This is a genomic window from Erwinia sp. S43, assembly GCF_016624745.1.
GTDB lineage: Bacteria > Pseudomonadota > Gammaproteobacteria > Enterobacterales > Enterobacteriaceae > Erwinia > Erwinia coffeiphila.
The window spans coordinates 193,517-219,785 of sequence record NZ_JACVTX010000005.1; the positions used below are offsets into that span (position 1 = coordinate 193,517).

Consider the following 26,269-nt stretch of genomic DNA (forward strand, 5'->3'; position numbering starts at 1 on the left):
GCCATCCTCAAGGTTTACAGCGCGTCACGTCGACGCCACAGCAGCAGAAGAAAGAACGGACCGCCCACCAGCGCCATCACAATCCCCGCCGGAATTTGCAGCGGGGCAAAAGCCAGCCGCCCGATAGAATCCGTCAGCAGAACCAGCAGTGCGCCCAGCAGTGCGCTGCCGCTGAGCAGCGCTACCTGACCGCCGCGCAGCAGAAAGCGCGCCATGTGCGGTGCGATCAGCCCGACAAAACCCAGGCTGCCAACGCAGGATACGCTGGCGGCAGTCAGCAGCACCGGGGCGCAGAAGCGTATCAGCGACAGCCGCCGGAGCCTTACCCCCAGCCCGGTAGCGGACTGGTCGCCGAGCAGCGCCACGTCCGATGCACGGGCGGTCAGGAACAGGATCAGCGCCCCCGGCAGCGCCCAGCAGAACGCCACCGCCAGCAGCGACCAGGTGGCGGAGTGCAGGCTGCCCGCGATCCAGACCAGCGCGGTTTGCACGTCGCGCACGTCGGCGGTGGTCATAAACACCCCGATTCCGGCAGCAAACGCCCAGGAAACGCCGATGCCGATCAGAATAAAACGCGGCCGCGAGAAGTCGCGCGCCAGCAGCACCACGATCAGCGCCACCAGCAGCCCACCCGCCATCCCGGCCAGCGGCCGCCACAGCAGGCTAAGGGAAGGAAACAGCAGGATCAGCACCAGCACCACCGCGCTGGTCCCCTCCTTCACGCCGATCAGCCCCGGATCGGCCAGACCGTTGCGGGTGATCGACTGCATCGCCGCCCCGGCCATCCCCAGCATCGCTCCGCTCAGCAGCGCCATCAGCAGGCGCGGCAGGCGAATATCCCAGACGATATAGTGCTGCTGCGAACTCAGCTGCTGCGGGTAAAACAGCGCCCGGCCAATGTCCGAAGCGGGAACGGGCAGCGATCCCTGAGTGATGCCGAACACCGCCAGCAGCAGCGCCACGGCTGCCAGCAGCAGGCCCAGCAACAGTAGACGCGGGCGCAGCAACAGCGTGAACTGCCCCAGCCTCAGGCGATGAAACCCCAGCCGTTGCGCGGTATTTTTCATTTGAAGTACCTGGCAGCAATAAAGATAAATACCGGTGCACCGACCAGCGCGGTCATCACTCCGGTTGCCAGCTCCTGAGGAGCGATCAGCACGCGCGCCACCAGATCGGCCAGCAGCAGCAGCAGTGCCCCGCCCAGCGCCGATAGCGGCACCGCCAGGCGGATATCATCGGTCATCAGCCTCCGCACGACGTGCGGCACCACCAGCCCGATAAAGCCAATCGGACCGGCCACTGAAACCGCCGAGCCACACAGCAGGGCGGCCGCGATCAGTCCGATTAAGCGAGTACGGGCGATGTTCACCCCCAGCCCGCTGGCCACCTGATCGCCCAGCGCCAGCACGTTAAGCCGTGGTGCAATCGCCAGCGCCAGCAGCATACCAACCAGCGCAGGCAGCGCGGCGGCGGCGGTCACGGACCAGCTCAGCCCGGCGAGATCGCCAGCCAGCCAGGTACGCATTTCCAGCAGCGTCTGCTCGTCCAGGATCAGGATTGCGGCGGTCACCGAGGAGGCAAAAGCAGAGAGCGCAACGCCGCACAGCGTCACCTTGAGCGGCGTCAGCCCGCTGCGCCCGGCCGAGGCCAGCAGCATCACCACCGCAAACAGCGCGGCGGCACCGCAGGCAGCCACCAGCGGGCGGCTGGCCAGCAAACCGCCCCAGCCAGCGCCAATCGCCGAGGCGATCACCACCGCCAGCGCCGCACCGGCGTTCAGCCCGAGAATATGCGGCTCACCCAACGGGTTACGGATCACCGACTGTAGCAACAGCCCGGCCACACCCAGTGCCGCGCCGGTCAGCAGGGCCGCAACCAGCCGCAGCAGCCGCAGCTCCACAATCACCTTATGGTCGAAGCTGCGCGGATCGAAGTGCAGTAGCGCCTGTAGCACGGTTGAGGGGCCGATATAACGCGCGCCAAGGCCCAGATGTATCACCGCGCCGATCAGTAACAGGCAAAGCAGAATCGGCAGCGCCAGCGCGGGGCGCAGCGGGTGGCGATGAACGGAATGGGGCCGACTACGCATCAGCGCTGGCCATCGCGGCGGCGGAACGGCATAAAGAACGGTTTCTGCGTCAGCGGGTTGATCGACATCTGCACATCGACATCAAAGGCAGCTTTAATCATCTCCGGCGTGCAGTTTTCATCTTCACCGGTCACGCCGAGCAGACGCCCCTGCTTCATAAACACCAGCATGTCAGCGTAGTTCACGGCGAAGTTAAGATCGTGCAGCACCACGACCACGGTACGGCCATGCAGCCGGGTCAGATCGTGCAGCAGTTCGAGGATCTCCACCTGATAGCGCAGATCGAGGAAGGTTGTGGGTTCATCCAGCAGAATGGTTTGGGTTTGCTGCGCCAGCGCCATCGCGATCCAGCAGCGCTGCCGCTGACCGCCGGAGAGGCTGTCCACCGACTGATGGGCGAATTCGGCGGTGCCGGTAAGCTGTAACGCCTGCTCAACCGCCGCTTCATCCGCATCCGACCACTGGCGCATAAAGTTCTGCCACGGGTAGCGGCCGCGGGAAACCAGCTCAAACACCGTCAGCCCTTCCGGCAGCAGCGGCGACTGCGGCAGCATGCCCAGCTGACGGGCAACGGCTTTAGTCGGCTGCTGGTGAATGCTTTTGCCATCCAGCAGCACGCTGCCGCCGAGGGGAGTCAGCATCCGTGCAATGGTGGTCAGCAGGGTGGATTTCCCCGAACCGTTAGCGCCGACCAGCACGGTCATTTTCTTCGCCGGGATCGTCAAACTGATATCATCAACGATTATCTGCTTCCCGTATCCGGCCGACAGCCGATCCAGCTCGATCCCCTGCTGCCGGGCCCTGTTCTCGCCCGCACTCTGCTCCACCCGCTGTGGCATTGACTACTCCTGCACCGCAACGGCGTGGCTCCCGGCCAGCGCGCGCGTAAGTCTCAAATAAAAATAACTCTCATTATCTTTCTCGATCATGCGTAGAATGAATGTAGTAGTCAAGAATTAATGCGGTGCTTATTAAAACATCTCGCTTCGCGATTTTATGGAATCTTCAGGAAAGATAAGTTTTTTAATTAATCATTATTATCAATAAATTAAAAAATAATAACCCGACAGGAAATGTGCAACCTGGCGTTAAAAAGCTTGCATGATTTTTTCCTTATTTTTGCGTTTACTACTACATATCAGCATGTTTGAATGATTCTCAATTACATATCCGACCCCATTAAACGGGCTAACGGGTAGGCAGCGTTAATCGCAATCAATCGGGCAATGAATACGAAAACTCCTCTCATCTCAGCAACGAAGATGAGACACGTGCAGGGTAAAAATTAAATGACTGAGTTAAAGCCTTCTTTTCTGGGGAAAAAGGGTTATGCGCTGTTTTCAGCGATCTTCATCGGCACGCTGGCCTCTTCGGTAACGATGGCGGCAGAAGCCCCCGCTGCGGCCAGCAGCAGCGACAAAACAACGAAAGATGCGGGAACGATGACGGTGGAAGCCAGCGTCGCCGATGCTGACAAAACCATGACCTCCGGCTATCAGCCACTGAATTCCACTACAGCCACCCTGACCAATATGCCGCTGCTGGATATCCCGCAGGTGGTGAATACCGTCAGCGATCGCGTGATTGAAGATCAGCACTCCACCACGCTGGATGAAGTGCTTAACAACGTCAGTAACGTGGTGCAGACCAACACCCTGGGCGGCACGCAGGATGCCTTTGTGCGCCGTGGCTTCGGCAGCAACCGCGATGGTTCCGTGCTGACTAACGGCCTGAAAACCGTCCTGCCACGCAGCTTCAACGCCGCTACCGAACGGGTTGAGGTATTGAAAGGCCCGGCTTCTACGCTGTACGGCATCCTCGACCCCGGCGGGCTGGTTAACGTGATTACCAAGCGCCCGGAACGCACCTTTGGCGGTTCCGTTTCAGCTACTTCCACCAGCTTTGGCGGCGGCACCGGTACGGTGGACCTGACCGGGCCGATCGAAGGCACCAACCTGGCGTATCGCCTGATTGGTTCCTATCAGCACGAAGATTACTGGCGCAACTTCGGCAAGGAGCGCAGCAGCTTTATTGCCCCGTCACTGACCTGGTTTGGTGACGATGCGACGGTCAATGTCTCTTATGCCCATCGCAACTACAGCACGCCGTTCGATCGCGGCACCATCTTCGATCTGAATACCGGCCACGCGGTGAATGTAAGCCGTGAAACCCGCTTTGATGAAGAGTACAACATCACCGACGGTGAATCGGATCTTGCGCAGCTGAATGCTGAATACCGCATTAACAATCAATGGACGGCGAAGTTTGACTACAGCTTCAGCCAGGATAAATACAGCGACAATCAGGCGCGCGTGATGAAGTATGACGCCGCCACCGGCAACCTGACCCGCCGCGTTGACGCCACGCAGGGATCGACCCAGCGTCAGCATTCCGCGCGCTTCGATCTGCAGGGCGACGTGGTGATTGGCGGACTGTACAACGAGATCCTGACCGGGGTGGCGTACGAGAACTACGATCTGCTGCGCACCGATATGATCCGCTGTAAGAACGTGCAGGATTTCAATATCTATAATCCGTCCTATGGGGCCACCGGCAAATGTACCTCGGTTTCCGCAGCGGACAGCGATCAGACCATTCAGCAGGTCAGCTACTCGACCTACGTGCAGGATTCACTGTATCTGACCGATAAGTGGATTGCCGTCGGTGCCCTGCGCTATCAGTACTTTACCGAATACGCCGGTAAGGGCCGTCCGTTTAACGTCAATACCGACAGCACCGACAATGCCTGGGTGCCGAAGTTTGGCCTGGTGTACAAAGCCACGCCGACGATCTCGCTGTTCGGGAACGTTTCGCGTTCGTTTATGCCGCAGTACTCCATTGCCAGCTACATCGGCGAACTGCCACCGGAAACCGCTACCGCGTGGGAAGCGGGCGCCAAGTTCGATCTGTTTGACGGCGTAACGGCGAACGTCACCCTGTTTAATATTAATAAAAACAACGTGCTGTATACCGAAACCATCAACGATGAGAGCGTAGCGAAGACCGCCGGACGGGTGCGTTCACGCGGGGTTGAGGTGGATGTAGCCGGTGCGCTGACGCAGAATATTAACGTCATCGCCAGCTATGGCTATACCGATGCCAAAGTCATGGAAGATCCGGATTACAAAGGGAAAATGCTGCCTAATGTACCGCGCCATACCGGATCGCTGTTCCTGACTTACGACTTCCACAACGTGTATGACGGCAATACGCTGACCGTTGGCGGTGGGGGCCATGCTGTCAGCCGTCGCTCCGGCGACAACGGCGAGGATTATTCTCTGCAGGGCTATGCGGTTGCCGATGCATTTGCTTCTTACAAAATCAAAGCAGAGTATCCTGTCACGCTACAGGTTAACGTCAAGAATATCTTCGACAAAACGTACTACACCTCGTCTATCGCGACAAATAATCTCTCTAACCAGATTGGCGATCCGCGCGAAGTGCAGTTCACGGTAAAAATGGATTTCTGATCCGCACGTTTAAATTAGCCATTCACCCCGAGTGAAACGTAGTTTAACTCCTGAAGTACATCGGATGTTTTGACGACGCAAATCGTCGCTTTCAGGAGATAAACTATGGCAGAGCAGCAATTTGACTACATTATCATCGGTGGCGGTTCCGCAGGATGCGTGATCGCCTCACGATTGATTGAGGCCCAGGCAGGCAGCGTCCTGCTGCTGGAAGCGGGCGGCCGTGATAACAGCCTGTTCCACAAAATGCCCGCCGGATTGGTAAAACTCTCCCCTAAAACCCGCTGGCCCTACCGTACGCTTCCCCAACAGCATGTTAATAAACGCGTGATGCAGGTCGCTCAAGGCCGCGTATTAGGCGGCGGCAGCTCCGTTAACGGTATGATCTATCTACGCGGCCAGCCGCAGGATTATGACGACTGGGCGGAGGAATATGGCTGCCGTGGCTGGAGCTTTAACGATCTGCTCCCCTTCTTTAGAAAAGCAGAAAACAATGAGTGCCTGAGCGGAACCTATCACGCTCAGCGGGGGCCGCTAAGCGTCAGTGAAAACCAGTTCCGCCATCCGCTGACGGATGCTTTTGTCCGTGCCGGACAGGAACAGGGCCTGCCCTACGTGAACGACTTCAACGATGGCGCGCCCGCAGGCGTTGGCCTGTGGCAGACCACCACTCACCATGGGGAACGCGCCAGTACATCGCGCGCTTATCTCGATCGAGTAAAAAACAATCCGCAATTGACCACGATTACCGATGCTGAAGTACAGCATCTTATTCTGGAAGGCAGCCACGCAAGCGGAGTGGTTTACCATACGCACGGTAAACAGCAATGCCTGGCCTATGCCCGCCGGGAGGTGATCCTCAGTGCCGGAGCCTTCGGCAGCGCAAAAATACTGATGCTGTCCGGCATTGGGCCGCAAAAACATCTCGATAGCGTGGGCATTGTTACCTGTGCCGATCTGCCAGTCGGTAAGTATTATCAGGACCATCTGCATATGTCGCTGAACGCGACCGTCACCACCGGTAACAGTATGTGGGGCGAGGATAAAGGTCTGCGGGCGGTAAGAAACTTCGCACAGTGGCAGTTCTTCCGCGGCGGCCTGCTTACCAGCAACATCCTGGAGGGCGGCGCGCTGATAGACACCACCGGCAGCGGTCGCTCAGATGTACAGGTGCACTTCCTGCCGGTTCTGGATAACTTTGAAAACGGACCGGGGGCAAACCCCGCCGGTAGCGAACACGGCATTACGTTGAAGGTCGGCTATTTACCAAGTAAATCGCGCGGAGAGGTCCGGCTGAGCAGCAGTAACCCGAGCGATGAACTGGCTATTGATGCCGGTTATCTTAGCGATCCGGCGGATCTGGCAGGGCAGATTCGGGCCGTTCAGACAGGGCTTCGCCTGCTGCGCAGCCCGTCACTGCAATCGATTGTCGGGCATATTTTACATCTGAACGAGGTGGAAGAAGACGACATCAACGCCATCACCAATTTCATCCTCGACGACATTAAAACCGTCTATCATCCGATTGGCACCTGCCGAATGGGCCCGTATCCGGCGACTTCGGTGGTGGATTTAAAGCTGCGCGTTCACGGCATCAGCGGGCTGCGCGTTGCGGATTGCAGCATATTCCCGCAGATCCCCAGCGGCAATACCAATGCGCCAACCATTATGATCGCAGAACGCGCTGCCGATCTGATCCTTAAGGATATTTCTAACACCGTCTCTTAACGGCGATAATATCTGGCTTCTGCTCTGTGGCAGAAGCCTCTTATTCAACTAGAATTAATCCATGCACAGAATATTCTTAAAGAGATTAATTCTCATTTCACCACCAACGAGTTATGTAATTATTAATAAGAATGGTTATCAAACTTATTTAAAAAATTGAACGAATTATATTTAAAGTCAAAATAAAAAACACATAAAATCATTAAGTTAGATCACATAAAATAAATTTAGCTTTTGCTATAATAAACGGTTTTTATTTTCTATGGATGGGTGCATAATGCGCAGAAATCACCTGTCATCCACAGTTAATAATAATTTTAAGGAGTCACCATGCTGACGAATGAAATGACCGCCAAGCTGAACGATCAGCTGAATCTGGAATTCTACTCTGCCAACCTGTACCTGCAGATGAGCGCCTGGGCCAACGATAAGGGTTTTGACGGTGCCGCCGCATTCCTGCGTGAGCACTCTGTAGAAGAGATGCAGCACATGCAGCGCCTGTTTAACTACCTTAGCGATACTGGCGCGATGCCGGTGCTGGGCACCATTGATGCGCCACCGGTAACCTTTAACTCACTGAATGAAGTGCTGGAGCAGGCTTATCAGCACGAGCAGCTGATCACCGCGAAGATCAATGAACTGGCCCACGCGGCGATCACCACCCAGGATTATTCAACCTTCAACTTCCTGCAGTGGTATGTTGCCGAGCAGCACGAAGAAGAGAAGCTGTTCAAATCCGTGCTGGACAAACTGGCTCTGGTTGGCAACAGCGGCCAGGCACTGTTCTTCCTCGACAAAGATTTGAAAAAGATGGGCGAGCCGGGCGCACACTCTGCCGACTGATTGACTGCATTAAGCGGATCAAGCGCATCCGCGAACAGACTCACAGGCCACTCTCATTGAGAGTGGCTTTTTTTTATTCTGCATAATCGCTTTCAACTGGCGAAGAAGCAGGAGGGGCGTCACTGACCAGGCTTTTCAAATATACCGCTATCGCTTTCAGATCCGCCTTGCCGGGATGCGGGCTGGTCTGCGGAACGGGAACGGGCTCACTGGGATCGCCGCAGACCATACGGCCATCGTCGTGCAGCAGCTCTTCCTCCTGCGAATCGCTTCCCGCATGCAGTGTGGCCGATACTATGATGAACAGAGCTGATAACCATCGCCGGATAAAGATTTTCATGGCTCACTCCCTGTTTAACCTGTCCATATTGCCTGAAACGACACCGTTCTCCTGCCGGGTATCGTAAGCAGCAGGGAGAGAACAGTGACATCGTCCTGGAGATAAAATAGGGGAGAAAAAGGTGGCAGTTCAGTGCGAAGTGTTAATGGATATGAGCGGAATAACGATAATAAAGAATTTCCCTTCCAAGATATTGATTTATAAGATATTGAACAAAAGGTGCGAAAAGCACCCTTTGTTTAGTGACCGCTAATTAGTGGCTGGCAGGTAACGTCACCCAATAGCCCGGTTTGTAAGCTACCGGCAGGAAACGCTGATGGAATTCACGGAAGGTGGCATCCGGATCGATATCTTTGAACAGCTCAGGGTGCAGCCATTTCGCAATCGCCTGGATCGCCACAAACTGGTAAGGGCTGTCGTAGAACTGGTGCCAGATCGCGTGCGCATTGCCGTTGGTGGCGACCGGCAGAGTATGGAATGCCGGACGCGCCATTAGCGCCGTTAAGCGTTTCGTTGCTTCCACGATATCCGCCCCCGGACCTACGCCCACCCAGCCACCGGCGGTATTGTAGTTCTTCCAGTTAGCACCGGTCACAATCACCACATCAGGGCGCGCGGCGATAATCTGCTCAGGGTTCAGGGTGCCGAAGGTGCCGGGGATCAGCCCTTTAGCAATATTAATGCCGCCAGCCACTTCAACCATGCGGCCAAAGTTCTCATCGCCAAACGACATGCAGCACTCTTCGGTGTAACCACCGGCGCGATCCAGCATCACCTTCGGACGCTTGCCGGTGAAGTTTTTCAGGCGGTCGGTCACGATATCAATCTGCTGCTGGCGGAAGGCGACGATCTCTTCAGCGCGCTCGGGTTTACCCACCAGCTGTCCCATAATGCGAATGCTTTTTTCGGCATTCTCAAACGGTTTTTCGCGGAAGTCGATAAACACCACCGGGATGCCCAGCTTGTCGAGTTTTTCGGTCAGCTTCGACTCGTCGGTCGCCGCTTTCGATTCCAGGTTCATCAGCACCAGATCGGGCTTCAGAGTCAGCGCCTGCTCAACGTTAAACGTACCGTCCTTTGCCCCACCAAAGGTCGGCAGCTTTTTAATCTGCGGGTATTTCTCTGCATAGATCTGGTAGCTGTCGAAATCCGCCTTCGGCAAATCGTCACGCCATCCCACTACGCGCTGAAAAGGCGCCTCGGTATCGAAGGCCGCCAGCAGATAGATCTGCCGCCCTTCACCCAGGATCACCCTCTTCACTTCCGATTTAATTTCAACCTTACGACCGCTGACATCTTCCACTACAAATGGCGCAGCCCACAGGCTGGCAGAGGCGATCAGCCCGGCCAGCAGGATGCCCGTTTTACCCCAAATCTTCATAGCAAACCCCACAAGGACAATGATAATAATTCTCAGTTCAAATCTTGCAGGGGCATGCTACGTGTCGGTGAAAGTTAAAACAAGATGTGTCAAAAAATTTCAATTCATGACGACATTAAAAGGTATAGCGATAGAATTTAGTGTCCACCTTCATCACCGGGAAGGAAGCGGGCAACTCGGGCACGGTGATTTCCGTAAAGCCGTTTTTCTCATAGAAGCGATGCGCGGCAAGGAACAGCGCGGTGGTGCCGAGGAAGATATCGCTTAAGCCCTGCTCGCGGCCATAGGCCAGCAATACATTCAGCAGCGCCAGCCCTGTACCGTAAGCCTTACCGCGGTATTCGGCCGCCACAAACATTTTGCGCAGCGCCGCCTGGCGATTGCCAATATCCTTCAGCGCAATACAGCCAACCACGCGATCGTCCACCAGCGCCAGCCAGAACTGACCGTGCCCCTGCTGATAGAAGTTTTCGATATCGTTAAGATCGGGCTGCTGCTCTGCGGTGATGGGGATGCTGAACTCGTTAGTCTGAATCGGCAGGATTAAATCGATAACTGCTGCCTGGTGTTTTGCGCTGTAGGGTTCGATACGGAGGGTTGTGCCGGATTCGCTCATTGATGTTGTACTCTCTCTGGCGGCCACAGACCGCATTAGGGTTAGTCAATGCAGACGACAACAACAAGTTGCCGTCTGCTTTCTCAGCCCATTCAGACTACATCATTAGCATGATAAAACATCAGGTTAATTCGTATCCGGCGCTCGGCAGGCTTACCGTCCCGCCGCCTTCACCGCGTCATGCAGATTCAGGCGCTGCCAGAAGCTCTGCGACGCGTCGCCGGAGAGTGGATAGCCGTCTGCCAGCGCGGTGCGCACCATCAGCTGGCGGCGCTGGGCGGCGCTAAGGTTCGGCAGCGGCGCTTCCAGCAGAACTTCAGCCCCTTCAGGAACAACGAGCGGCGAGGCCTTCACCTTCGCGGCAGGCAGGTTGTAGGTCATGGTAAAGCGATAGAAGGTCTGCATCGCTTTGGCGGCATACGGATCATCCTGTGCTGGCACCTTCGCGCACTCGCGCAGCGACGTACCGCACTCTTTCTCCAGCGCGCTGCGCAGCTGCTGCTTCGCGGCATCGAACAGTTCACGATAGTGCGGATCGTTGAGGTAGTGCGCCACGTTGCGCTCTGCCACCATTCTTGAACCCATCACATCCAGCGGATAGTGAACGCCCAGTACAATGCGCGAATAACCGTAGCGCGCACCGCGATCGATCAGCGGCACATAGCGCTCCGGCAGCATCTGTGCCATTAACAGCGCATCGGTGTAGCCGGTGTTGGTGTGGCCGCTGGGGAACGACCCGCCGTCGGCGGTGTAAGGATGGTTATCTTTCGCTACCGCGCTGTCCGGCACCAGATGAATGGTATTGCCGGGGATCAGGAACGGGCGCTTATAGTCAAAGTGCTTCTTCGCTTCGCTGGTACTGACTTCACTGGCCTTCAGCAGCGCCGCCGCCTTGCCCAGTTCGCCTTTATCATAAGCGCGGATAAACGCCTCACCCAGCTTTGGCCCCAGTGCATCGGCGAGGAAATAGAGGTAGTTCTGCCCTTCGGCATCCACCAGCGCCTGGCGGCGTGCGCCGTCGGTGGCGTTCAGGTTGATGTTTTCTACCGTTGCCAGATTCTGCGCCAGCGTCGCTTCCGGCAGCTTGCCGAAGGCGCTCAGCAGTTCAATCCCCGCCTGCTGATTGGCCTTTTTGCCGAAATCATAGCCGCTGGCCTGTAGCCAGGCTTTATCTACCTGCTTACCGCCCTGCTTTGCCGTTTCCAGCTGGCTGCGCGCCAGCGTGCTGCTGTCACCCTTGATGCTGTTAATCAGCGCGGTCTGCACCGAGCCTTCCAGGGCGACTACCGCCGGGCTGTTGCTGGCCGGGGTTGTGGTGTTGGCGATGGCCGCAATCTGCGGCAGCTCTGCGGTGGTTTTAGCCTGTGCCAGCGGCCCAATCAGCAGCGAAGCGGCAAGAAGCGTAAGACGAAAGCGCATAAATCATCCTCATTATCATCAATAAGTTAACCCTGTCGCCCGCAGACTAGACCCGCTATATGGCACTTTTATGGCAAAACATATTCCGATACAGATTCCCGCATCCTGTCATAAATCTTGTCAAAAACCGGCCGCGTTAGCTTTAAACCTGCCACGGCAGAATGCCCTTGTGCCTGCGCGCACACCAGGAGGCCAGCAGCATCAGCCCCACCACCACCAGGATCATCAGGCAACCCACCGCCGCCGCCAGCGTCGACGATCCACCCTCATCCAGGAAGACGATGGTCGGCCCCAGCGTCTGAGTAGAAGAGGTTACCAGCAGGATCGAAACCTGGATTTCGTTCAGCGCGGTAAGAAACACCAGAATTGCCCCGGCAATCGCCGACGGAGCCACCAGCGGCAGCAGAATGTCGCGCATGCGCCGCAGGAAGCCCGCACCGGCAAGCTGTGCCGCCTCATCCAGCGAGCGCTCCACGCGGGCAAAGCCCGCCAGCGTCGGGCGCAGCACCAGCGCAAGGAAGTTGGAAAGATAGGCGGCGAGGATAATCCACACCGTGCCGTACAGGCTGACGTTGATCAGCGGCAGCGGCCGCAGGAAGAACAGCAGCGCGGCAATCCCGGTCACCACGCCCGGCAGCGCATAGGCCAGTTCGCTGGAGAGATGCAGCACCCGCACCAGGCGGCTGCGCCGCCAGCTGAGGTAGCAGGCCATAAACAGTGCCATCAGAGTCAGGATCGCCGCCGCAATCGCCGTCAGCCAGAGGCTGGTGAAAAAGGCGTGGCGCACTGCCGGATAGTCAAACAGCGCGTTACGGTAGTTAATCAGCGTCAGCGTCTGCCAGTTCAGCGCCTGGCCGAAGCCCTGGGTCAGCGAGGTAGTCAACAGCGCCGACAGCGGCAGCAGCAGGATCAGCGCCATCAGCAGCCAGGCGGTCGCTTCTACCGGCAGTCGCCAGCGGCCAAGAGACTGAGTGAGCGCATGCGCCGTGCCGCTAACGCGAACATCGCGCCGACCGCCCAGCAGACTGCTGATCAGCATTCCGGCCAGGGTGATTGCCGCCAGCAGCAGCGACAGCACCGCCATATCGGGCAGCGCGCCGGGGCCGGTGCTGTTCAGCTGCTGATAGATCAGGGTAATCAGCGTGGGAACTTTGGCAGGAATTCCCAGCATCGCCTGAATACCGAAGTTACCGGCGGCGGCCACGAAGGAGAGCGCGGCTCCGGCAAAAATCGCCGGGCGAGCCAGCGGCAGGATAACGGTTAACAGCACCCTGAGCGGTGAGGCTCCGGCTATCTTCGCTGCTTCCACCAGATCGGACGGCAGGCGCTGTAATCCAGCCCGCACCGCCAGAAACACCAGCGGCGCATTGTGCAGCCCGAGTAAAAGGATAATACCGCTCATCGAGTAGAGCGGCGGCGGACCGGCGAAGGGAGGCACTCCCAGCCCGGCCAGCAGTTTCATCAGCGGTCCGGAGGGCGACATCGCCTGTACCCAGGCCAGCGCGGTCACCTGCGGTGGGATCATCAGCGGCAGAATAAAGGCAAAAACCCACGCCGCCCTGGCGCGAATATCACTCAGCGCCACCAGCCACGCCGCCAGGGTTCCCAGCAGCAGTGAGATCGCGGTAGCTCCCAGCGCAATAAACAGCGTATTGCCGGTAGCGCGCAGCACCCGGGGCGCATTCAACAGCCGCAGCAGCCGCTCGCTGTCGGGTACGCCCTGCGGCGCAATGGCCGCCCAGATCAGCCTCGCCAGCGGCGCAATCGACAGCAGACCAATCATGATTGCCAGTAGCCAGAGGATCCACCGCTCGCTGCCGGGCCAGCGGATCGCACGGGGGTGGCGGGCGCTGCGCATCATACCGGGCAATACGCTCATCGGTTAACCGCCAAAGATTTCAGTGAATTTCTCACGCACCTGGGCATCATCGTTAACGGCTTTATCGCTGTCCAGCGTCAGCAGTTTGATCGAATCAATTGGCGCAAAGCCTTCCGGTGCCGCCACGCGTTTATCGATCGGACGGTTGCCCTGCTGTGCTACCAGCTGCTGGCCTTTTTCCGACAGCATAAAGTCAACGAAGGCTTTGGCGGCAGGCACGTTATGCGCACCGGCAAGGATCGCCACCGGTTCGGTCACAAACGACGCGCCTTCCTGCGGATAGACCAGATCGACCGGCGATCCCTGTTTCTTCGCGCGGATCAAATCGGCATCGGTAATGATCCCGTATTTAGCGACGCCGCTGGCAACCGCTTTCAGCGCCGGGCCGTTGCCGCCTTCCGGTGTAATGCCGTTGGCCGCCAGCTTTTTATAAAACTCCCAGCCGATGGTCGGGGTATTGATGGCGGTATGCAGATGGTAGAGCGCCGCGCCGGAATAGAGCGGACTGGGCACCGCCACCTGGCCGCGATTGCTGGCATCGGTCAGCGCCATCCAGCTGTTAACCGGTTTCGCGTTCTGCGTGTTGTAGCCAATCACCGTGGCGATGATTTTAGTGCCGAACCAGGTCTTATCTTTATCGTAGAAATTCGGGCTGATATTGCTGACCGGCGCATCCGCGTAGGCCATCAGCTTGCCCTCTTTCTTCAGCGCGCCCAGGTTGATGGAGTCCGCCACCAGCAGCACGTCGGCTTTCACGTCACCGCTCATCATCTCGGTGCGCAGCACGTTCATCAGCTGGGTGGTGCCGTTGCGGGTCCAGCTCACCTCAATACCGGGGTTAGCGGCTTTAAAGGCTTCAATCGTTTGCTGAGCGATTTCAGGAGCCTGCGAGGTATAAACCACCAGTTTTCCATCGGCCGCCTGGGCTGACAGAGAGGTGAACGCCAGCAGTGCCAGAATTTTTACCGTGCTACGCATCTGTAGTCCTTAGTGAATTGAAAAAGAAATTAGTGCGGAATGACCCAGCCGTCGGTGGCGACCAGCCTTATACGTTCTCCGATCCGTGGCGGTGCGGCATCTGACTGCATTAAGGTCAGACGGCACTGCGGATCGCCCAAAGGTTCAATTTCCAGCTGGCTGTAGCCGCCACGGTAGATAACCCGGCGGACCTCGCCGTCGAAGCCGGGGGCATCATGCGCTACCCTTTGCAGGTCGCTGGCGTGCAGGCAGATTTTGCCTTTCGGCAGGACTGGCTGAGTGGGGCTGGCGCGCAGTTTCACTCGCAGGCCAAACAGTGTGACCCAGGCTGAGCCCTGCCCGTCGGGTTCGATATCCCCAACCGGCACAACCCGGCCATCATCAATGAATCGTGCCACCATTTCGCAGGCGGGCTGGCGATAAAGCTCCTGCGGGGTGGCGAACTGCATTACCTGTCCCGCCTGCATCACCACGATGCGGTCGGCCAATGCCATCGCTTCGTGCTGGTCGTGGGTGATGTAAAGCAGCGTGGCACCGGCGTGATGATGAAAACGTGTGAACTCTTCTTCCATCGCCGCGCGAAGATGTACGTCAAGGTTTGCCAGCGGCTCATCCAGCAGCACCAGCTGCGGCCGCGTGACCAGGCAACGTGCCAGCGCCACGCGCTGTCGCTGCCCGCCGGACAGATCCGCCGGCCGCCGTTCACCCATACCGTCAAGGCCGACCAGATCCAGCGCGGCATCCACCCGAATACGCCGATTGGCGCGATCCATGCCCTTCACTTTCAGGCTGTATTCGATGTTTTCCGCCACCGACATATGCGGCCACAGGGCGTAGTTCTGAAACACCACGCTCAGCTCGCGCTGCTCGGGAGGCAGATGCTGCCCCGGTGCGCTGTAGCGGCGTTCGCCAACGGTTATCGTGCCGGAGTCCGGGATTTCAAACCCGGCAATCGTGCGCAGCAGCGTGGTTTTTCCGCAGCCGGAAGGCCCGAGAACGGCGATAAACTCCCCGTGCTCAATCTGCAACGAGACATTGCGCAGCACCTGCTGCTGGCCAAAGGATTTACACAGATTGTCGATCAGGATCGCAGACATCGGGCACTCGGACTCCGTTCAATTAAAGCAACGGCTTAGAACATACTGAGCAAAGATGACAGCCCGGTGACAGCAGGCAGAATGAACCGGCTGCCGCTCGTCGCCGTTGAAAAGCGCGGGAAAATCAGGGGAAAATGACAATGTACCGGCTGGATTTCGCCGCATTAAAGCGTAAAACCCGGCGCGTATCTTCATCATAAACTCGCTAAACTCACCACATTGCGACTAACGGAAACAGGTCAAAATGAGCATCGATTCGGATATCACCGTTCGTAAACTGGAAATTTTCATCGCTTTTATGACCCGGGGTAATCTTGCCCGTACGGCGGCCTCGCTTGGGATCAGCAGCGTCAGCGTGCATCGCGCCCTGCACAGCCTGGAAGAGAGCCTGCGCTGCCCGCTGTTTATTCATCAGGGGCGTAATCTGGTGCCGATGCCCGCCGCGCATACGCTGTGGGAGTACAGTCAGGAAGCGCTGGACCTGCTGTCACGCGGCGTGGAAGAGGCGCGAAAAACCGCCGGAATGAGCCAGGGAAGCCTGCGGCTGGGCACGCTCTATTCGCTGACCCTGGAGACCATTCCGCAGCTGATTATGGGCATGAAGCTGCGACGCCCGGATCTGGAGCTGGAGCTGACCATGGGCTCGAATAAGATGCTGCTGAACCGCCTGGAGGAAGGATCGCTGGACGCGGTGCTGATCGCCACGTCCTGCGAGCAGATCAATCACGCTCATCTGGAAACGCTACCGCTGTTTGAGGACGATATCTTCCTCGCAGCGCCTGCGGCTTCCGGGCTGGATGTTAGCAAAGAAGCAGATCTGCGCGACTTCCGCACGGAGAAATTTGTCTCCCTTGATGAGGGTTTTGCAACCTGGCAGGGCTTTCGTGAGGCGTTCGCCATTGCAGGCTACGAACCGGAGATCGTCACGCGGGTGAATGATATCTTTTCGATGCTGAGCCTCGTACAGGCTGGAGTGGGCTTTACTCTGCTGCCGGGGCGGATGAAGCGGGTTTATGAAAATTCGGTACAGCTGCTGCGGCTGGCGCAGCCCTATCAGATGCAGCAAAACATCGCGATTGTCTTTGAACGCAACCGCGAACACGATCCGAATTTGCTGGCGCTGGTCGCCGAAGGCCGGATGTACAGCCGCCAGCGCGGGGCGAAATCCTGAGCCTCACCCGGTACGGATTTCTGCTCGCTCGACCAGCTCAGTACGGGCGACCGATCCACAGCGCAAGGCGGGATGCCGCCCGGAAACTAGCCCCTGGCCCTCTGCGCCAGGCGGGAAGCCAGTTCGGCTCCGCTCTGCTCCAGCGAGATCGCTTCACCGCCGAGGCTAAATGACTGCCGCGTCAGGCCGGTCAGCCCCGAACCCGGCGGCATTTGGATCGCCAGCCCGACGTCACGTTCCTCTGCCGCCGCCATCGCATCATACCAGTTCACCCTGCGTGCCATATTCCAGGCCAGATCGTCGGCAATTTGCTGCGGCTGCCACAGCACTCGCGCGCTGCTGCCGCTGAGATACGCACAGCGTGGACGATGCAGCGTGACCGCCTGGAAGGCCTGCGCCAGCTCCTGCGCGGGCTTCGCCAGCAGTTCACAGTGCGAAGGCACGCTCACCGCCAGCCGACAGGCGCGCTGGGCACCCAGCGATTTCGCTGCGGCACCGACCCGCGCCATCGCCGCATCCGATCCGGCAATCACCAGCTGCTGCGGGCTGTTGACGTTGGCCAGCCAGCAGTCGTCGCCGAGCAGCGGCAGCAGATCCGCCTGAGAGAATCCCACGATCGCCGTCAGGCCATAGCCCTGCGGCCAGGCGTTCTCCATCAACGTACCGCGCAGTGAAACCAGCCGCAGCGCGTCGCTGAACGCGAGCGATCCGGCCACTACCGCCGCCGGATAGGCGCCGATCGACAGCCCGGCGGTCATATCGGCAACGGTGCCCTGCCGCTCAAGGGCGCGGGCGTGGGCAACGCCGCTAATCAGGATGCACAGCTGTACCGCGCGGGTGTGCCTTAGCGCCTCCGCGCTGTCCAGCCGTCGCGCGTCCTCCGCCAGAACGTCGCTGACCTCATCAAGCAGCGCATCACCGTCTGGCAGCTGCTGTAACATGCCGGGCCGCTGTGCGCCCTGGCCTGGAAAAGAGAAAAGGACTTTCATTCTGTACTCCAGGGCCGATCGGTCAGCAGCGGGCCATGTGGTGTTTTCAGCATCACCCGCCCTTCCCGCAGCCATTCTGTTAACGCAAAACCACCACGCGGCGTGCCGATTTGAGTGTCCACCCTACAGGGAAGCTGGCTGATAAATGTCTGCCAGCGCAGCAGCTCGGTATTATCGAGCGGCCAGTGGCTGCGGATCAGCAGATCGAGGTCGCTGCTGTCGCGCAGCACCGGTACTTCAGTTGCCAGCGCATAGCCAACGCTGCCGGCGATACCCCAGCTCCACGGCCACGCCTGCTGGGCCAGCTGAAGCGCGGCCTGCAGCGGCGGCTGCGAAATATAGGGCGATGCCAGCAGCCGCGCCGGATCGCTGAGCATTTCCGGCGACACAATTCGCCGGATATGACGCGGATCGACCCAGCCTGCTGCTCGCAGATCGCGCCGCAGGCCGCGTACGCCAACCGGCACGCGTCCGCCCTCATCAACATCCCTGCGCACCACCAGCGGCAGCGCTGGCCGCCACTGGCTGGCCACCCATTCCGGCAGATCGCCCTGTAATGCGGCGCGGTCGGAAACCCAAATCAGATCGTGTGGTGAACTCATTTCACATCCCGGAAGTCAGCGTGATAAACAACGGCAGGCTAAGGATACACAACAGTGACGTGATTAGCAGAACGGCCTCCGCATCCGGTGACTGCGCGCCAAACCGGTTGCCAAATACCACCCCGAAGAAGCCCGCCGACAGCGCGATCATCAGGATCGCGGTGATCGCCACCTGACCATGCAGGCCCATCGCCAGTACCACACCCCAGGCGATCAGCGGCTGGATCAGCAGCTTGGTGATGCTGCCCACGATCACTGCACCGTTGATGCTCAGCTTACGGGCGGAGAGGATCACCCCGGTGAGGAACAGTGCGGCAGCAGTAGCCGCCAGGCCGAGCGGTTTAATCGCCGCCAGCACGATTTCCGGCATGCCGATCCCCAGCCCGGACAGCACCACACCCAGCAGCGGACCCCAAACGATAGGTTTAGTTACCGAACGCCACATCAGGATTGGCAGCATACCGATCCCGGACTGCTGGCCGTTGCCTGCCGCCAGCGCTTTTTCGCGCTCGAGGATCAGCAGGCAGAACGGCGTCAACAGCACCGAACCACAGGCGATCGATACCGCTACCGACAGCGACGTCGACGGCCCTTCACCCAGTACGCTACCGAGGATCGGCAGGCCCAGCGCCGCATAGTTCGGCAGAGCAACAGTGAGCGTCAGTACGGCAGCATCCTGCGGTGACTTATGGAACAGCCGCGTGGCAATAAAATAGATGGCAAACCAGCCCACCCACATCGACAGTACCAGTACCACGATCAGCGGCGACTGCTGGACAATCCCCAGCCAGGGGGTTTTAACCGTCGCGCTAAACAGTGCGGCGGGTAGCGCAAAATCCATCACAAAGACGTTTAGCAGCGCCACATTTTTGTTGTCCACCATCTTCGCTTTGCCGGCGTAAAAGCCGAGCAGCATAATCACAAAAATAGGGGCAAGCGCATGGATAATTATATATGTCATAACATCACCTGGTAGTCTGATTAAGCACCGGTGCGATGATTATTATTTTATTTTTCAGGCCATTGCTGCGGGGGCGAATGCTCCGTTTGCCCCCGCAGATAACCCGGCAGGTTTGTCTTAGCTACTTTCTTACCAGGCTGCGCGCATCAATTCACGCACCCGTTTTGAACTGCTGCGGTTCTCTGCCTGCAGGCGACACTGCAGTCCGGGATCGCGGCGGGCGGCAGCGACGGCGGCGGCCAGCGCCTGGCGAACCTGTGCGACATCGCCGGCATCCGGTTCGTCCGGTTTGCTGATATCCAGTAGCGACTCCAGCAGGCCCAGCGTCTGGTAGTGGTGAATGTCGTAGGCCATTGGCGGGATGGTTTCCGCCAGTTTTTCCAGCGCCTCGACGCTGCGCAGAGTGATGCGTGCTGCCGCCTCTTTACCCATCGCGTGGATCATCACGCCGCCGTCATTGAAGGCGATCAGCCGGTTAGCCTGATAGCCGTGAGCCAGAAACGCCCCCGACATCGCCTTACCGACAATCAGCCCAATCACCACGTGGCCTGCCAGCCGCGCGCTGGCGTAAGCGCCTGCCGCTGCGGCCAGCGCCTGATGGATACCAAAAGCTTCTTCGCGGCGGCCATAGGCCTGACTGGGAACGTCGATCACCGCCACGATGATGCGTTTCTCCGATTTATTTGCGTCTTCCGCTACGGTTTCACTCACCACCTTCGCCAGCGTCCAGCCCTCAAGCAGTCCGGCTTCCCCGCCAGCAGCGCGCGGGAAGTGGTTATTTTTATCCGCCACGACGGCGATAAAGCGTGCGGCTTCACCGTGAACTTCACCATCGGCAACCTGGACTGACGGGCACAGTCCCGGCATCCGGCTGGCACCGGCAGTCAGTGTTTGCAGCCAGATTTCACCGCGTCCTGTTTGCTGTTTCATGACCGATCCTCCTTGCTGAAAAGCCGTGTGATTTGCTGTGAATCCGCCTGCCGGGACGTATCAAACTTCGTCAGTCGCGGCAGATACCAGGGATAGTTTTCGGAACGGTGTACCGCCGGTACGCCCTTCGCCAGCGCATCACGCATCGCCTGCTTCACGGCCTTCTGGCCGTCGCCGACCAGCGCATCCGCCAGCCCGCTGGCCGCACGGGTTTCGCCACCGGTCATGCTCCAGATAAACGGACGGTCGCGGGAGTCATATTCGTCAATGCCCGCCTCCTGCTCGATAACCTGCGGGCCGTTCAATCCCAGCCGCGCTTCGCGGGTCACGATCAGATAGCTGCACAGTCCGGCAGCGATGGACATGCCGCCGAAGCAGCCGACGGTGCCGGCAATAATGCCCACTACCGGGGTATAGCGACGCAGATCGACGATCGCCGCGTGGATGTCGGCGATCGCGGCCAGGCCCAGATTGGCTTCCTGTAGCCGCACGCCGCCGGTTTCCAGGCACAGCACCGCACGGGTAGGAATACCGTTGCGGTTATCTTCCGCCGCCAGCTCCAGCGCCGCCGCCATTTTGGCACCCGACACTTCGCCCATGCTGCCGCCCTGGAACGCGCCTTCAATGGCAATCACTACCGCAGGCTGGCCGTCAATGGTGCCCTTCGCCACCACCATACCGTCGTCGGCCTGCGGGACAATCCCCTGCATGCCCAGCCACGGTGAGACGATCCCTTCAAAGGGGTCTAACAGTTCGCGGAAGCTGCCCTGGTCCAGCAACAGCCGTGCGCGCTGGCGGGCATTCAGTTCAATAAAGCTGAGATCGTTACGCATCGGCTACCTCCTCAAATACCTGCTCAATGCGGATCCTCGCCACGCCGGGCGTGGCACCGAAGTCGTGGATGGTCATCTGACCGGCGGGCAAATCCCCGAAGGTGCCCAGCCGCTCGAACAGCGCGGTCCAGCGCTTGCTGCTGTTATCCACCGAGGTGATGATGTCAACGTTCAGGGTGTCGCTGCCGTCGGCGACAAACAGCACTTCCATGTCGCCTGAACCCACAACGCCCGCCAGCGATCTGCCGCTAAGGCGTCGCGAGGCTGAAAAACAAAGGCTTATCTGTTGCATAAGATCCTCTTTAAATAAAAATCCTTGTGTCGGACGGCCGTTACGGGCCGCCGCTTCGGAGTGTCAGGAACCCACACTGACGGATGTGATTCGCCGCAGGCTTAACTCACCGCACCGATAGCGGGCCTGCATCGCGTGGCGCATCAGGCCCCGGGCAGATACGATCAAGAAACAGCGTGGCGGAAAGCAGATCGGCTGCACCGCCCGGCGAAGCATTCAGCGCCAGCATGTGCGCATCGAGCCGCGCCAGCGCGCGCTGCCCCGCAGGCTGACTAACGCCGCCTGCCGCCAGTACTGCCTGCGCGCCCTGCTGCATCGCCTCAAGTCCGTCCATGCCCGCCCGCGACAGCACACAGGTGTCGCTGAGTGACGTCATCATGATCATCAGCGTATCCAGACGGGCTTCGCTTTCGCTGGCCCCCTGCCGACGGCTGCGGTACAGCTGAGGCAGCGCCAGGTTCACCACGTGCGGGAAGCCCTGCTGGGCCTCTTCACGCGCGCCCGGCAGACGGTAGCGCGAACTGGCCCGCTGGCCGTTGCTGAACAGCTTCGGAGCCGCATCATCAGGCAACATCGCCAGCGCGGCGGCACCGTCAACCACCTGCTGCACGCTGCCTTCTCCACCGCGCATCGCGCTGGCGGCAATCAGCAGGCCCAGCGCCCAGATCGCGCCGCGATGGGTGTTAACGCCTGCGGTGGTCTGCATCATCTGCGCTTCGCCTTCGCGGCCAAGCCGACCGACCAGCTGGCGCAGGGCCACATCCGCCGGGCGCTGCCAGCACTGTAGCGCCAGTGCGTAGAAGGTCGGCGTCAGGCTGTGGGCCGAGCGTTCAAGGAGATCCAGCGTGAGATCCTTGTGCGCACCGCTTCCCCGGCGATCCACCAGGCCCGGCTTCGGCGTCAGGTTCGCCTCCTCCAGCAGGCAGTGGGTCGCCACCACGGCCAGATGCCGCGCATGGCGCTCTGCAACAATCGCGGCGAGCTGCCGCTGCGGGCTCATTACCAGCTCCTGAATTTAGCCGGTGGCTGATAAAGGCCGCCGGACCATTCGACCAGGTCCGCGACGCTGCCTGCCGCCAGCAGTGAACGGCTGGCATCGGTACGGCGGATGCCGATATCTTCCGGGAACACCACTTTGCCTTCGCGACGCAGCTTAGCCACGCGCTGCGCATCCACGCCGAGGCCAACGTCGGTGATACCGGCAACCGCCGCCACCATCGCCCGACGCTCTTCCAGCGAACTGGCGCGGTAGAGATAGGCAATCCCCTCTTCGGTCAGTACGTGGGTCACGTCATCACCGTAGATCATCACCGGTGCCAGCGGCATACCGGCGGTTTTCGCCACGTCTATCGCCTCCAGTTTTTCCACGAAGGTCGGTTTAACGCCCGCCTGGAAGGTTTCCACCATCTGCACCACCAGCTTGCGGCCGCGCGCCAGCGGGTCGGGTTCATTGATCATCGCCAGCCAGGCCGGGGTAGCGTGGCGGCGACCGTGCGGATCGTGGCCCATATTGGGCGCACCGCCGAAGCCGGAGAGACGGCCTCGGGTCACGGTGGAGGAGTTTGCCTGGCCGTCAACCTGTAACGTCGAACCGATAAACATATCGACCGCGTACTGCCCGGCCATCTGGCAGAAGGCACGGTTAGAGCGCATGGAACCGTCGTGGCCGGTAAAGAACACATCCGGGCGAGCGGCAATATAGTTTTCCATGCCCAGCTCGCCGCCGAAGCAGTGCACGCTTTTCACCCAGCCGCTTTCAATGGCCGGGATTAATGTCGGATGCGGGTTCAGGGCCCAGTGGCGGCAGATTTTGCCCTTCAGGCCGAGTTTTTCACCGTAAGTCGGCAGCAGCAGTTCGATGGCGGCGGTGTTAAAACCGATGCCGTGGTTCAGCGACTGTACCTGGTGCTCGGCGTAGATGCCTTTAATCGCCAGCATCGCCATCAGCACGTGTTCCTGCTTAATCAGGCGCGGGTCGCGGGTAAACAGCGGTTCGATAAAGAAAGGCTTGTCGGCCACCACCACGAAATCAATCCAGGAACCGGGGATATCCACACGCGGCAGATCGCACTCATCATCGACCAGTTCGTTAACCTGAGCGATAACGATGCCGTTATGAAACGCAGCGGCTTCGACCAGCGCCGGGGTATCTTCGGTACTGGCCCCGGTGTAGAGGTTGCCTTTGCGGTCGGCTTTAAATCCGGCGACCAGTGCCACATCGGGCGAGAGGTCAATAAACAGCCGCGCATAAAGCTCGATGTAGGTGTGAATCGCGCCGATTTCCAGCAGGCCATCCTCCAGCAGCTGCGAAATACGCAGGCTCTGGGTGCCGGAAAATGAGAAGTCCAGCTTGCGGGCGATGCCCTTTTCAAAGATATCAAGATGCTCGCTGCGGCCGACGCTGGGCATAATCATATGCAGGTCGTGCAGCGTTTGCGGGTTAACCTGCGCCAGCGAACGCGAGAGGAAATCAGCCTGCTTCTGGTTGTTGCCCTCCATCACCACCCGGTCGCCGGGTGAGATCAGCTTTTCAAGCATGGCAACAATATCGTCGGTGGGCAGAACTTTATGAGGGATACCGAGGCTGGCTATACGGCGCTGTTTCTCGCGCCGACGTGTATCCCAGACCAGGGGTGACGGGGTAGATAACATGGTTAACCTCCTGTAAGTGCATCTTCTGCAGATGCTTTCAGTATGGCAGCCAGTCTGTACCGGAATGGGGTGTTCATCAATTACGCTTCGTGCCAAATCGTTACTCTGAGAGTAACGATTAAAAAATTCCCCTCATTGTTCAGGGAATTAGCGCTAAAGCACGGAATGTATTCAGTTTATATCCAGCAGGTTGAATCAAAAATGCCACAAACGTTAGCCATTTTATTAACCTGAACGTTTGTGGCGGAAGGGGACAGGCGTCAGCCGACGGCAGTTTCCTGCTCCGGCTGCTGGTGAATGGCGATGTAACGCTGGAAGCGGCTCTCTTTCAGCCGGGTAAGGTCCACCAGCACCAGGCCGTCGATGCAGTGGTTAAAATCGGGATCGCTGCCGAAGTCAATAAACTGTACGCCGCCGCTTTCACACAGCTCGGAATACTGCTTGTACAGCGGCGGAATGCCGGTGCCGAGGTTGGCCAGCAGGCGCTTCAGGCGCTTGAGATCTTCGCTGTAGTTATCGCCGCTGAACTGGGCCAGCACGTCAGGTAACGAGGCCGGATACGGGCGGCGCGAGGTGGCCAGCGGCAGCAGCGGCGCGAAGTAGAGGCGATAGAACGCCACCAGCAGATCCCGCGCCGCCAGCGGCAGGCCGCCGGAGATAGACACCGGACCGAACAGATAGCGGTACTGCGGGTACTTCGCCAGATAAGCACCAATGCCCATCCACAGATAGTCGAGGCCGCGTTTGCCCCAGTAGGCCGGCTGGATAAAGCTGCGGCCCAGTTCAATGCCCTGCATCAGCACCGGATCCATCTGGTGATCGTAGTGGAACAGGCTGTGGCTGTAGATGCCGTCCAGCCCCTTGCGCTCAAACTGCTCGGCGGTGGGAATAAAGCGGTAGGCACCGACGATATCCAGCGCTTCTTCGTCCCAGAGGATCAGGTGGTAATAATCGTCGTCGTAGTCGTCGAGGTCACGGCGGGTGCCGCTGCCCTCGCCCACCGCGCGGAAGGCGATTTCACGCAGCCGGCCCAGCTCGCGCAGGATCGGCACGTAGTCCTCGCCGTTGCGGCGATAGAGGTAAATGGTTTTGCCATCGGGCAGCTTGCCCAGCACTTCACAGCCCGCCAGCGCGCGTTTCAGCACCGCACGGTCTTCGCTGCGGGCGATGGCCGCTTCGGTCTGGAACAGCGCAGATTTGCCCTGCGCCACGCGATACAGATGGCGGCGGAAGCGTGCAGCCAGCTCTTTCGCCGGGGTACGGCCGTCGTGCCAGCTGGCGTAGGGAATACGCGCGCCGATTTTCAGCTTCAGCCGCTCGCCGCGATTGCCGAACATCTCTTTTACCAGCAGCAGCATCGACAGCGGCTGGTAGATTTTGGAAGTCAGGTAGAACAGCGCACTGTTGCGGCCGCTGACGTGGATCGGCACGATCGGCGCGCGGTAGCGTGCGGCCAGCCGCAGGAAGCCGTGGCTCCATTTGCCGTCCTTCACCCCTTTGCTGCCGAAGCGCGAAACTTCCCCCGCCGGAAAGAAGATCAGCACGCCCTGGCTTTCCAGCTGATCCTGCATCAGCGCGACCTGCTGGCGGCTGGTGCGGTTACCCATGTTATCCACCGGCACCATCAGGCTGCTGAGCGATTCCAGGCAGTTCAGCAGGCGATTGGTGACGATTTTCACATCGCGCCGCACCTGCGACACCGCATGCAGCAGCGCCAGCCCATCCAGCGTACCGAGCGGATGGTTGGCGACGATCACCACCGGTCCCTGGCTGGGGATTTGCTCCAGGTCGCGCTCGCTCAGTTCACAGCTGACATCGAGGTATTCCAGCACCTGCTCGACCATATCCAGCCCTTTCAGGTGTTTATAGCGCTGGTTGAATCGCTGGAACTCTTTTTCATGCAGCAGGCGGCGCAGAATGCTTTTCTGCCAGGAAGGGGTTTCACGCTGCGGATAGAGGTCTTCAAGTACGGTTTCAATAGTAAACACAGGCTTATCTC

The 26,269-nt window shown here is 59.1% G+C and carries 23 protein-coding genes; 4 read left to right on the plus strand and 19 right to left on the minus strand.

Annotation, left to right across the window (positions count from 1 at the left end):
- Window positions 1-14: 14 nt before the first annotated feature.
- From IBT47_RS08995 to IBT47_RS09005, 3 genes are read right to left on the minus strand one after another with little or no spacing between them, the layout of a single operon-like run.
- Window positions 15-1,067 carry an iron ABC transporter permease gene (locus IBT47_RS08995; RefSeq protein WP_200560166.1) on the minus strand — a complete coding sequence of 351 codons (1,053 nt, stop codon included), beginning with the start codon at window positions 1,065-1,067 and terminating at the stop codon, window positions 15-17.
- Entirely contained in the window at window positions 1,064-2,089 is a 1,026-nt protein-coding gene (locus tag IBT47_RS09000) for an iron ABC transporter permease (RefSeq protein WP_200560167.1), read from the minus strand. Before IBT47_RS09000 ends, IBT47_RS08995 begins: the two co-directional genes overlap by 4 nt.
- Entirely contained in the window at window positions 2,089-2,928 is an 840-nt protein-coding gene (locus IBT47_RS09005) for an ABC transporter ATP-binding protein (protein ID WP_105592467.1), read from the minus strand. Before IBT47_RS09005 ends, IBT47_RS09000 begins: the two co-directional genes overlap by 1 nt.
- Before the next feature lie 540 nt (window positions 2,929-3,468).
- Between IBT47_RS09005 and IBT47_RS09010 the strand changes: the two genes are divergently transcribed.
- From IBT47_RS09010 to ftnA, 3 genes are all read left to right on the plus strand, one after another.
- A complete protein-coding gene (locus IBT47_RS09010) occupies window positions 3,469-5,559 on the plus strand; it encodes a TonB-dependent siderophore receptor (protein ID WP_370569876.1) in 2,091 nt (696 codons plus the stop codon).
- Between the two features lie 105 nt (window positions 5,560-5,664).
- On the plus strand, window positions 5,665-7,287 hold the full coding sequence (locus tag IBT47_RS09015) for a GMC family oxidoreductase (RefSeq protein WP_200560169.1): 1,623 nt from the start codon (window positions 5,665-5,667) through the stop codon (window positions 7,285-7,287).
- 330 nt (window positions 7,288-7,617) lie between these two features.
- Complete coding sequence (gene ftnA, locus IBT47_RS09020; RefSeq protein ID WP_200560170.1) at window positions 7,618-8,130, plus strand: non-heme ferritin; 513 nt, start codon at window positions 7,618-7,620, stop codon at window positions 8,128-8,130.
- A 73-nt stretch (window positions 8,131-8,203) separates the two neighbouring features.
- On the opposite strand, the gene IBT47_RS09025 is transcribed toward ftnA, so the two are convergent.
- From IBT47_RS09025 to IBT47_RS09055, 7 genes are all read right to left on the minus strand, one after another.
- Complete coding sequence (locus IBT47_RS09025) at window positions 8,204-8,470, minus strand: hypothetical protein (RefSeq protein WP_200560171.1); 267 nt, start codon at window positions 8,468-8,470, stop codon at window positions 8,204-8,206.
- A gap of 253 nt (window positions 8,471-8,723) precedes the next feature.
- Complete coding sequence (locus tag IBT47_RS09030; protein WP_200560172.1) at window positions 8,724-9,851, minus strand: ABC transporter substrate-binding protein; 1,128 nt, start codon at window positions 9,849-9,851, stop codon at window positions 8,724-8,726.
- A 115-nt stretch (window positions 9,852-9,966) separates the two neighbouring features.
- Window positions 9,967-10,467 (minus strand): GNAT family N-acetyltransferase, encoded by a 501-nt coding sequence (locus IBT47_RS09035; RefSeq protein ID WP_105592473.1) that lies wholly within the window; start codon window positions 10,465-10,467, stop codon window positions 9,967-9,969.
- 153 nt (window positions 10,468-10,620) lie between these two features.
- Complete coding sequence (locus IBT47_RS09040; RefSeq protein WP_200560173.1) at window positions 10,621-11,886, minus strand: phosphatase PAP2 family protein; 1,266 nt, start codon at window positions 11,884-11,886, stop codon at window positions 10,621-10,623.
- A gap of 142 nt (window positions 11,887-12,028) precedes the next feature.
- Window positions 12,029-13,765, minus strand: a complete 1,737-nt coding sequence (locus tag IBT47_RS09045; RefSeq protein WP_200560174.1) for an iron ABC transporter permease — start codon at window positions 13,763-13,765, stop codon at window positions 12,029-12,031.
- Between the two features lie 3 nt (window positions 13,766-13,768).
- Complete coding sequence (locus IBT47_RS09050; protein WP_105592476.1) at window positions 13,769-14,743, minus strand: ABC transporter substrate-binding protein; 975 nt, start codon at window positions 14,741-14,743, stop codon at window positions 13,769-13,771.
- A gap of 29 nt (window positions 14,744-14,772) precedes the next feature.
- Window positions 14,773-15,840 (minus strand): ABC transporter ATP-binding protein, encoded by a 1,068-nt coding sequence (locus tag IBT47_RS09055; protein WP_200560175.1) that lies wholly within the window; start codon window positions 15,838-15,840, stop codon window positions 14,773-14,775.
- Window positions 15,841-16,084: 244 nt separating this feature from the next.
- On the opposite strand from IBT47_RS09055, the gene IBT47_RS09060 reads away from it, so the two are divergent.
- Entirely contained in the window at window positions 16,085-17,011 is a 927-nt protein-coding gene (locus tag IBT47_RS09060) for a LysR family transcriptional regulator (RefSeq protein WP_200560176.1), read from the plus strand.
- 86 nt (window positions 17,012-17,097) lie between these two features.
- Here IBT47_RS09060 and mdcH read toward each other — a convergent pair whose 3' ends face one another.
- From mdcH to IBT47_RS09105, 9 genes are all read right to left on the minus strand, one after another.
- Window positions 17,098-18,000, minus strand: coding sequence for a malonate decarboxylase subunit epsilon (gene mdcH, locus IBT47_RS09065; protein ID WP_200560177.1), 903 nt, complete (start codon window positions 17,998-18,000; stop codon window positions 17,098-17,100).
- Window positions 17,997-18,602: a malonate decarboxylase holo-ACP synthase gene (locus IBT47_RS09070; protein ID WP_200560178.1), complete on the minus strand. Its 606-nt coding sequence runs from the start codon at window positions 18,600-18,602 to the stop codon at window positions 17,997-17,999. The genes mdcH and IBT47_RS09070 overlap by 4 nt, the downstream gene beginning before the upstream one ends.
- A 1-nt stretch (window position 18,603) precedes the next feature.
- On the minus strand, window positions 18,604-19,563 hold the full coding sequence (locus IBT47_RS09075) for an AEC family transporter (protein WP_200560179.1): 960 nt from the start codon (window positions 19,561-19,563) through the stop codon (window positions 18,604-18,606).
- 129 nt (window positions 19,564-19,692) lie between these two features.
- Window positions 19,693-20,493 carry a biotin-independent malonate decarboxylase subunit gamma gene (gene mdcE / locus IBT47_RS09080; protein ID WP_200560180.1) on the minus strand — a complete coding sequence of 267 codons (801 nt, stop codon included), beginning with the start codon at window positions 20,491-20,493 and terminating at the stop codon, window positions 19,693-19,695.
- Window positions 20,490-21,326 carry a biotin-independent malonate decarboxylase subunit beta gene (locus tag IBT47_RS09085; protein WP_200560181.1) on the minus strand — a complete coding sequence of 279 codons (837 nt, stop codon included), beginning with the start codon at window positions 21,324-21,326 and terminating at the stop codon, window positions 20,490-20,492. The genes mdcE and IBT47_RS09085 overlap by 4 nt, the downstream gene beginning before the upstream one ends.
- Window positions 21,319-21,618, minus strand: coding sequence for a malonate decarboxylase acyl carrier protein (mdcC, locus tag IBT47_RS09090; RefSeq protein ID WP_105592484.1), 300 nt, complete (start codon window positions 21,616-21,618; stop codon window positions 21,319-21,321). Before mdcC ends, IBT47_RS09085 begins: the two co-directional genes overlap by 8 nt.
- Before the next feature lie 106 nt (window positions 21,619-21,724).
- A complete protein-coding gene (locus IBT47_RS09095; RefSeq protein ID WP_200560182.1) occupies window positions 21,725-22,618 on the minus strand; it encodes a triphosphoribosyl-dephospho-CoA synthase in 894 nt (297 codons plus the stop codon).
- Window positions 22,618-24,270 carry a malonate decarboxylase subunit alpha gene (gene mdcA, locus IBT47_RS09100; RefSeq protein WP_200560183.1) on the minus strand — a complete coding sequence of 551 codons (1,653 nt, stop codon included), beginning with the start codon at window positions 24,268-24,270 and terminating at the stop codon, window positions 22,618-22,620. The genes IBT47_RS09095 and mdcA overlap by 1 nt, the downstream gene beginning before the upstream one ends.
- A gap of 260 nt (window positions 24,271-24,530) precedes the next feature.
- Window positions 24,531-26,258: a lysophospholipid acyltransferase family protein gene (locus IBT47_RS09105; protein ID WP_200560184.1), complete on the minus strand. Its 1,728-nt coding sequence runs from the start codon at window positions 26,256-26,258 to the stop codon at window positions 24,531-24,533.
- Between the last annotated feature and the right edge of the window lie 11 nt (window positions 26,259-26,269).

What these genes read in the sequence shown, in the direction of transcription:
- IBT47_RS08995 (WP_200560166.1), bottom strand. Translation starts at nt 1,067, where the DNA reads ATGAAAAATACCGCGCAACGGCTGGGGTTTCATCGCCTGAGGCTGGGG.
- IBT47_RS09000 (WP_200560167.1), bottom strand. Translation starts at nt 2,089, where the DNA reads ATGCGTAGTCGGCCCCATTCCGTTCATCGCCACCCGCTGCGCCCCGCG.
- IBT47_RS09005 (WP_105592467.1), bottom strand. Translation starts at nt 2,928, where the DNA reads ATGCCACAGCGGGTGGAGCAGAGTGCGGGCGAGAACAGGGCCCGGCAG.
- IBT47_RS09010 (WP_370569876.1), top strand. Translation starts at nt 3,469, where the DNA reads ATGGCGGCAGAAGCCCCCGCTGCGGCCAGCAGCAGCGACAAAACAACG.
- IBT47_RS09015 (WP_200560169.1), top strand. Translation starts at nt 5,665, where the DNA reads ATGGCAGAGCAGCAATTTGACTACATTATCATCGGTGGCGGTTCCGCA.
- ftnA (WP_200560170.1), top strand. Translation starts at nt 7,618, where the DNA reads ATGCTGACGAATGAAATGACCGCCAAGCTGAACGATCAGCTGAATCTG.
- IBT47_RS09025 (WP_200560171.1), bottom strand. Translation starts at nt 8,470, where the DNA reads ATGAAAATCTTTATCCGGCGATGGTTATCAGCTCTGTTCATCATAGTA.
- IBT47_RS09030 (WP_200560172.1), bottom strand. Translation starts at nt 9,851, where the DNA reads ATGAAGATTTGGGGTAAAACGGGCATCCTGCTGGCCGGGCTGATCGCC.
- IBT47_RS09035 (WP_105592473.1), bottom strand. Translation starts at nt 10,467, where the DNA reads ATGAGCGAATCCGGCACAACCCTCCGTATCGAACCCTACAGCGCAAAA.
- IBT47_RS09040 (WP_200560173.1), bottom strand. Translation starts at nt 11,886, where the DNA reads ATGCGCTTTCGTCTTACGCTTCTTGCCGCTTCGCTGCTGATTGGGCCG.
- IBT47_RS09045 (WP_200560174.1), bottom strand. Translation starts at nt 13,765, where the DNA reads ATGAGCGTATTGCCCGGTATGATGCGCAGCGCCCGCCACCCCCGTGCG.
- IBT47_RS09050 (WP_105592476.1), bottom strand. Translation starts at nt 14,743, where the DNA reads ATGCGTAGCACGGTAAAAATTCTGGCACTGCTGGCGTTCACCTCTCTG.
- IBT47_RS09055 (WP_200560175.1), bottom strand. Translation starts at nt 15,840, where the DNA reads ATGTCTGCGATCCTGATCGACAATCTGTGTAAATCCTTTGGCCAGCAG.
- IBT47_RS09060 (WP_200560176.1), top strand. Translation starts at nt 16,085, where the DNA reads ATGAGCATCGATTCGGATATCACCGTTCGTAAACTGGAAATTTTCATC.
- mdcH (WP_200560177.1), bottom strand. Translation starts at nt 18,000, where the DNA reads ATGAAAGTCCTTTTCTCTTTTCCAGGCCAGGGCGCACAGCGGCCCGGC.
- IBT47_RS09070 (WP_200560178.1), bottom strand. Translation starts at nt 18,602, where the DNA reads ATGAGTTCACCACACGATCTGATTTGGGTTTCCGACCGCGCCGCATTA.
- IBT47_RS09075 (WP_200560179.1), bottom strand. Translation starts at nt 19,563, where the DNA reads ATGACATATATAATTATCCATGCGCTTGCCCCTATTTTTGTGATTATG.
- mdcE (WP_200560180.1), bottom strand. Translation starts at nt 20,493, where the DNA reads ATGAAACAGCAAACAGGACGCGGTGAAATCTGGCTGCAAACACTGACT.
- IBT47_RS09085 (WP_200560181.1), bottom strand. Translation starts at nt 21,326, where the DNA reads ATGCGTAACGATCTCAGCTTTATTGAACTGAATGCCCGCCAGCGCGCA.
- mdcC (WP_105592484.1), bottom strand. Translation starts at nt 21,618, where the DNA reads ATGCAACAGATAAGCCTTTGTTTTTCAGCCTCGCGACGCCTTAGCGGC.
- IBT47_RS09095 (WP_200560182.1), bottom strand. Translation starts at nt 22,618, where the DNA reads ATGAGCCCGCAGCGGCAGCTCGCCGCGATTGTTGCAGAGCGCCATGCG.
- mdcA (WP_200560183.1), bottom strand. Translation starts at nt 24,270, where the DNA reads ATGTTATCTACCCCGTCACCCCTGGTCTGGGATACACGTCGGCGCGAG.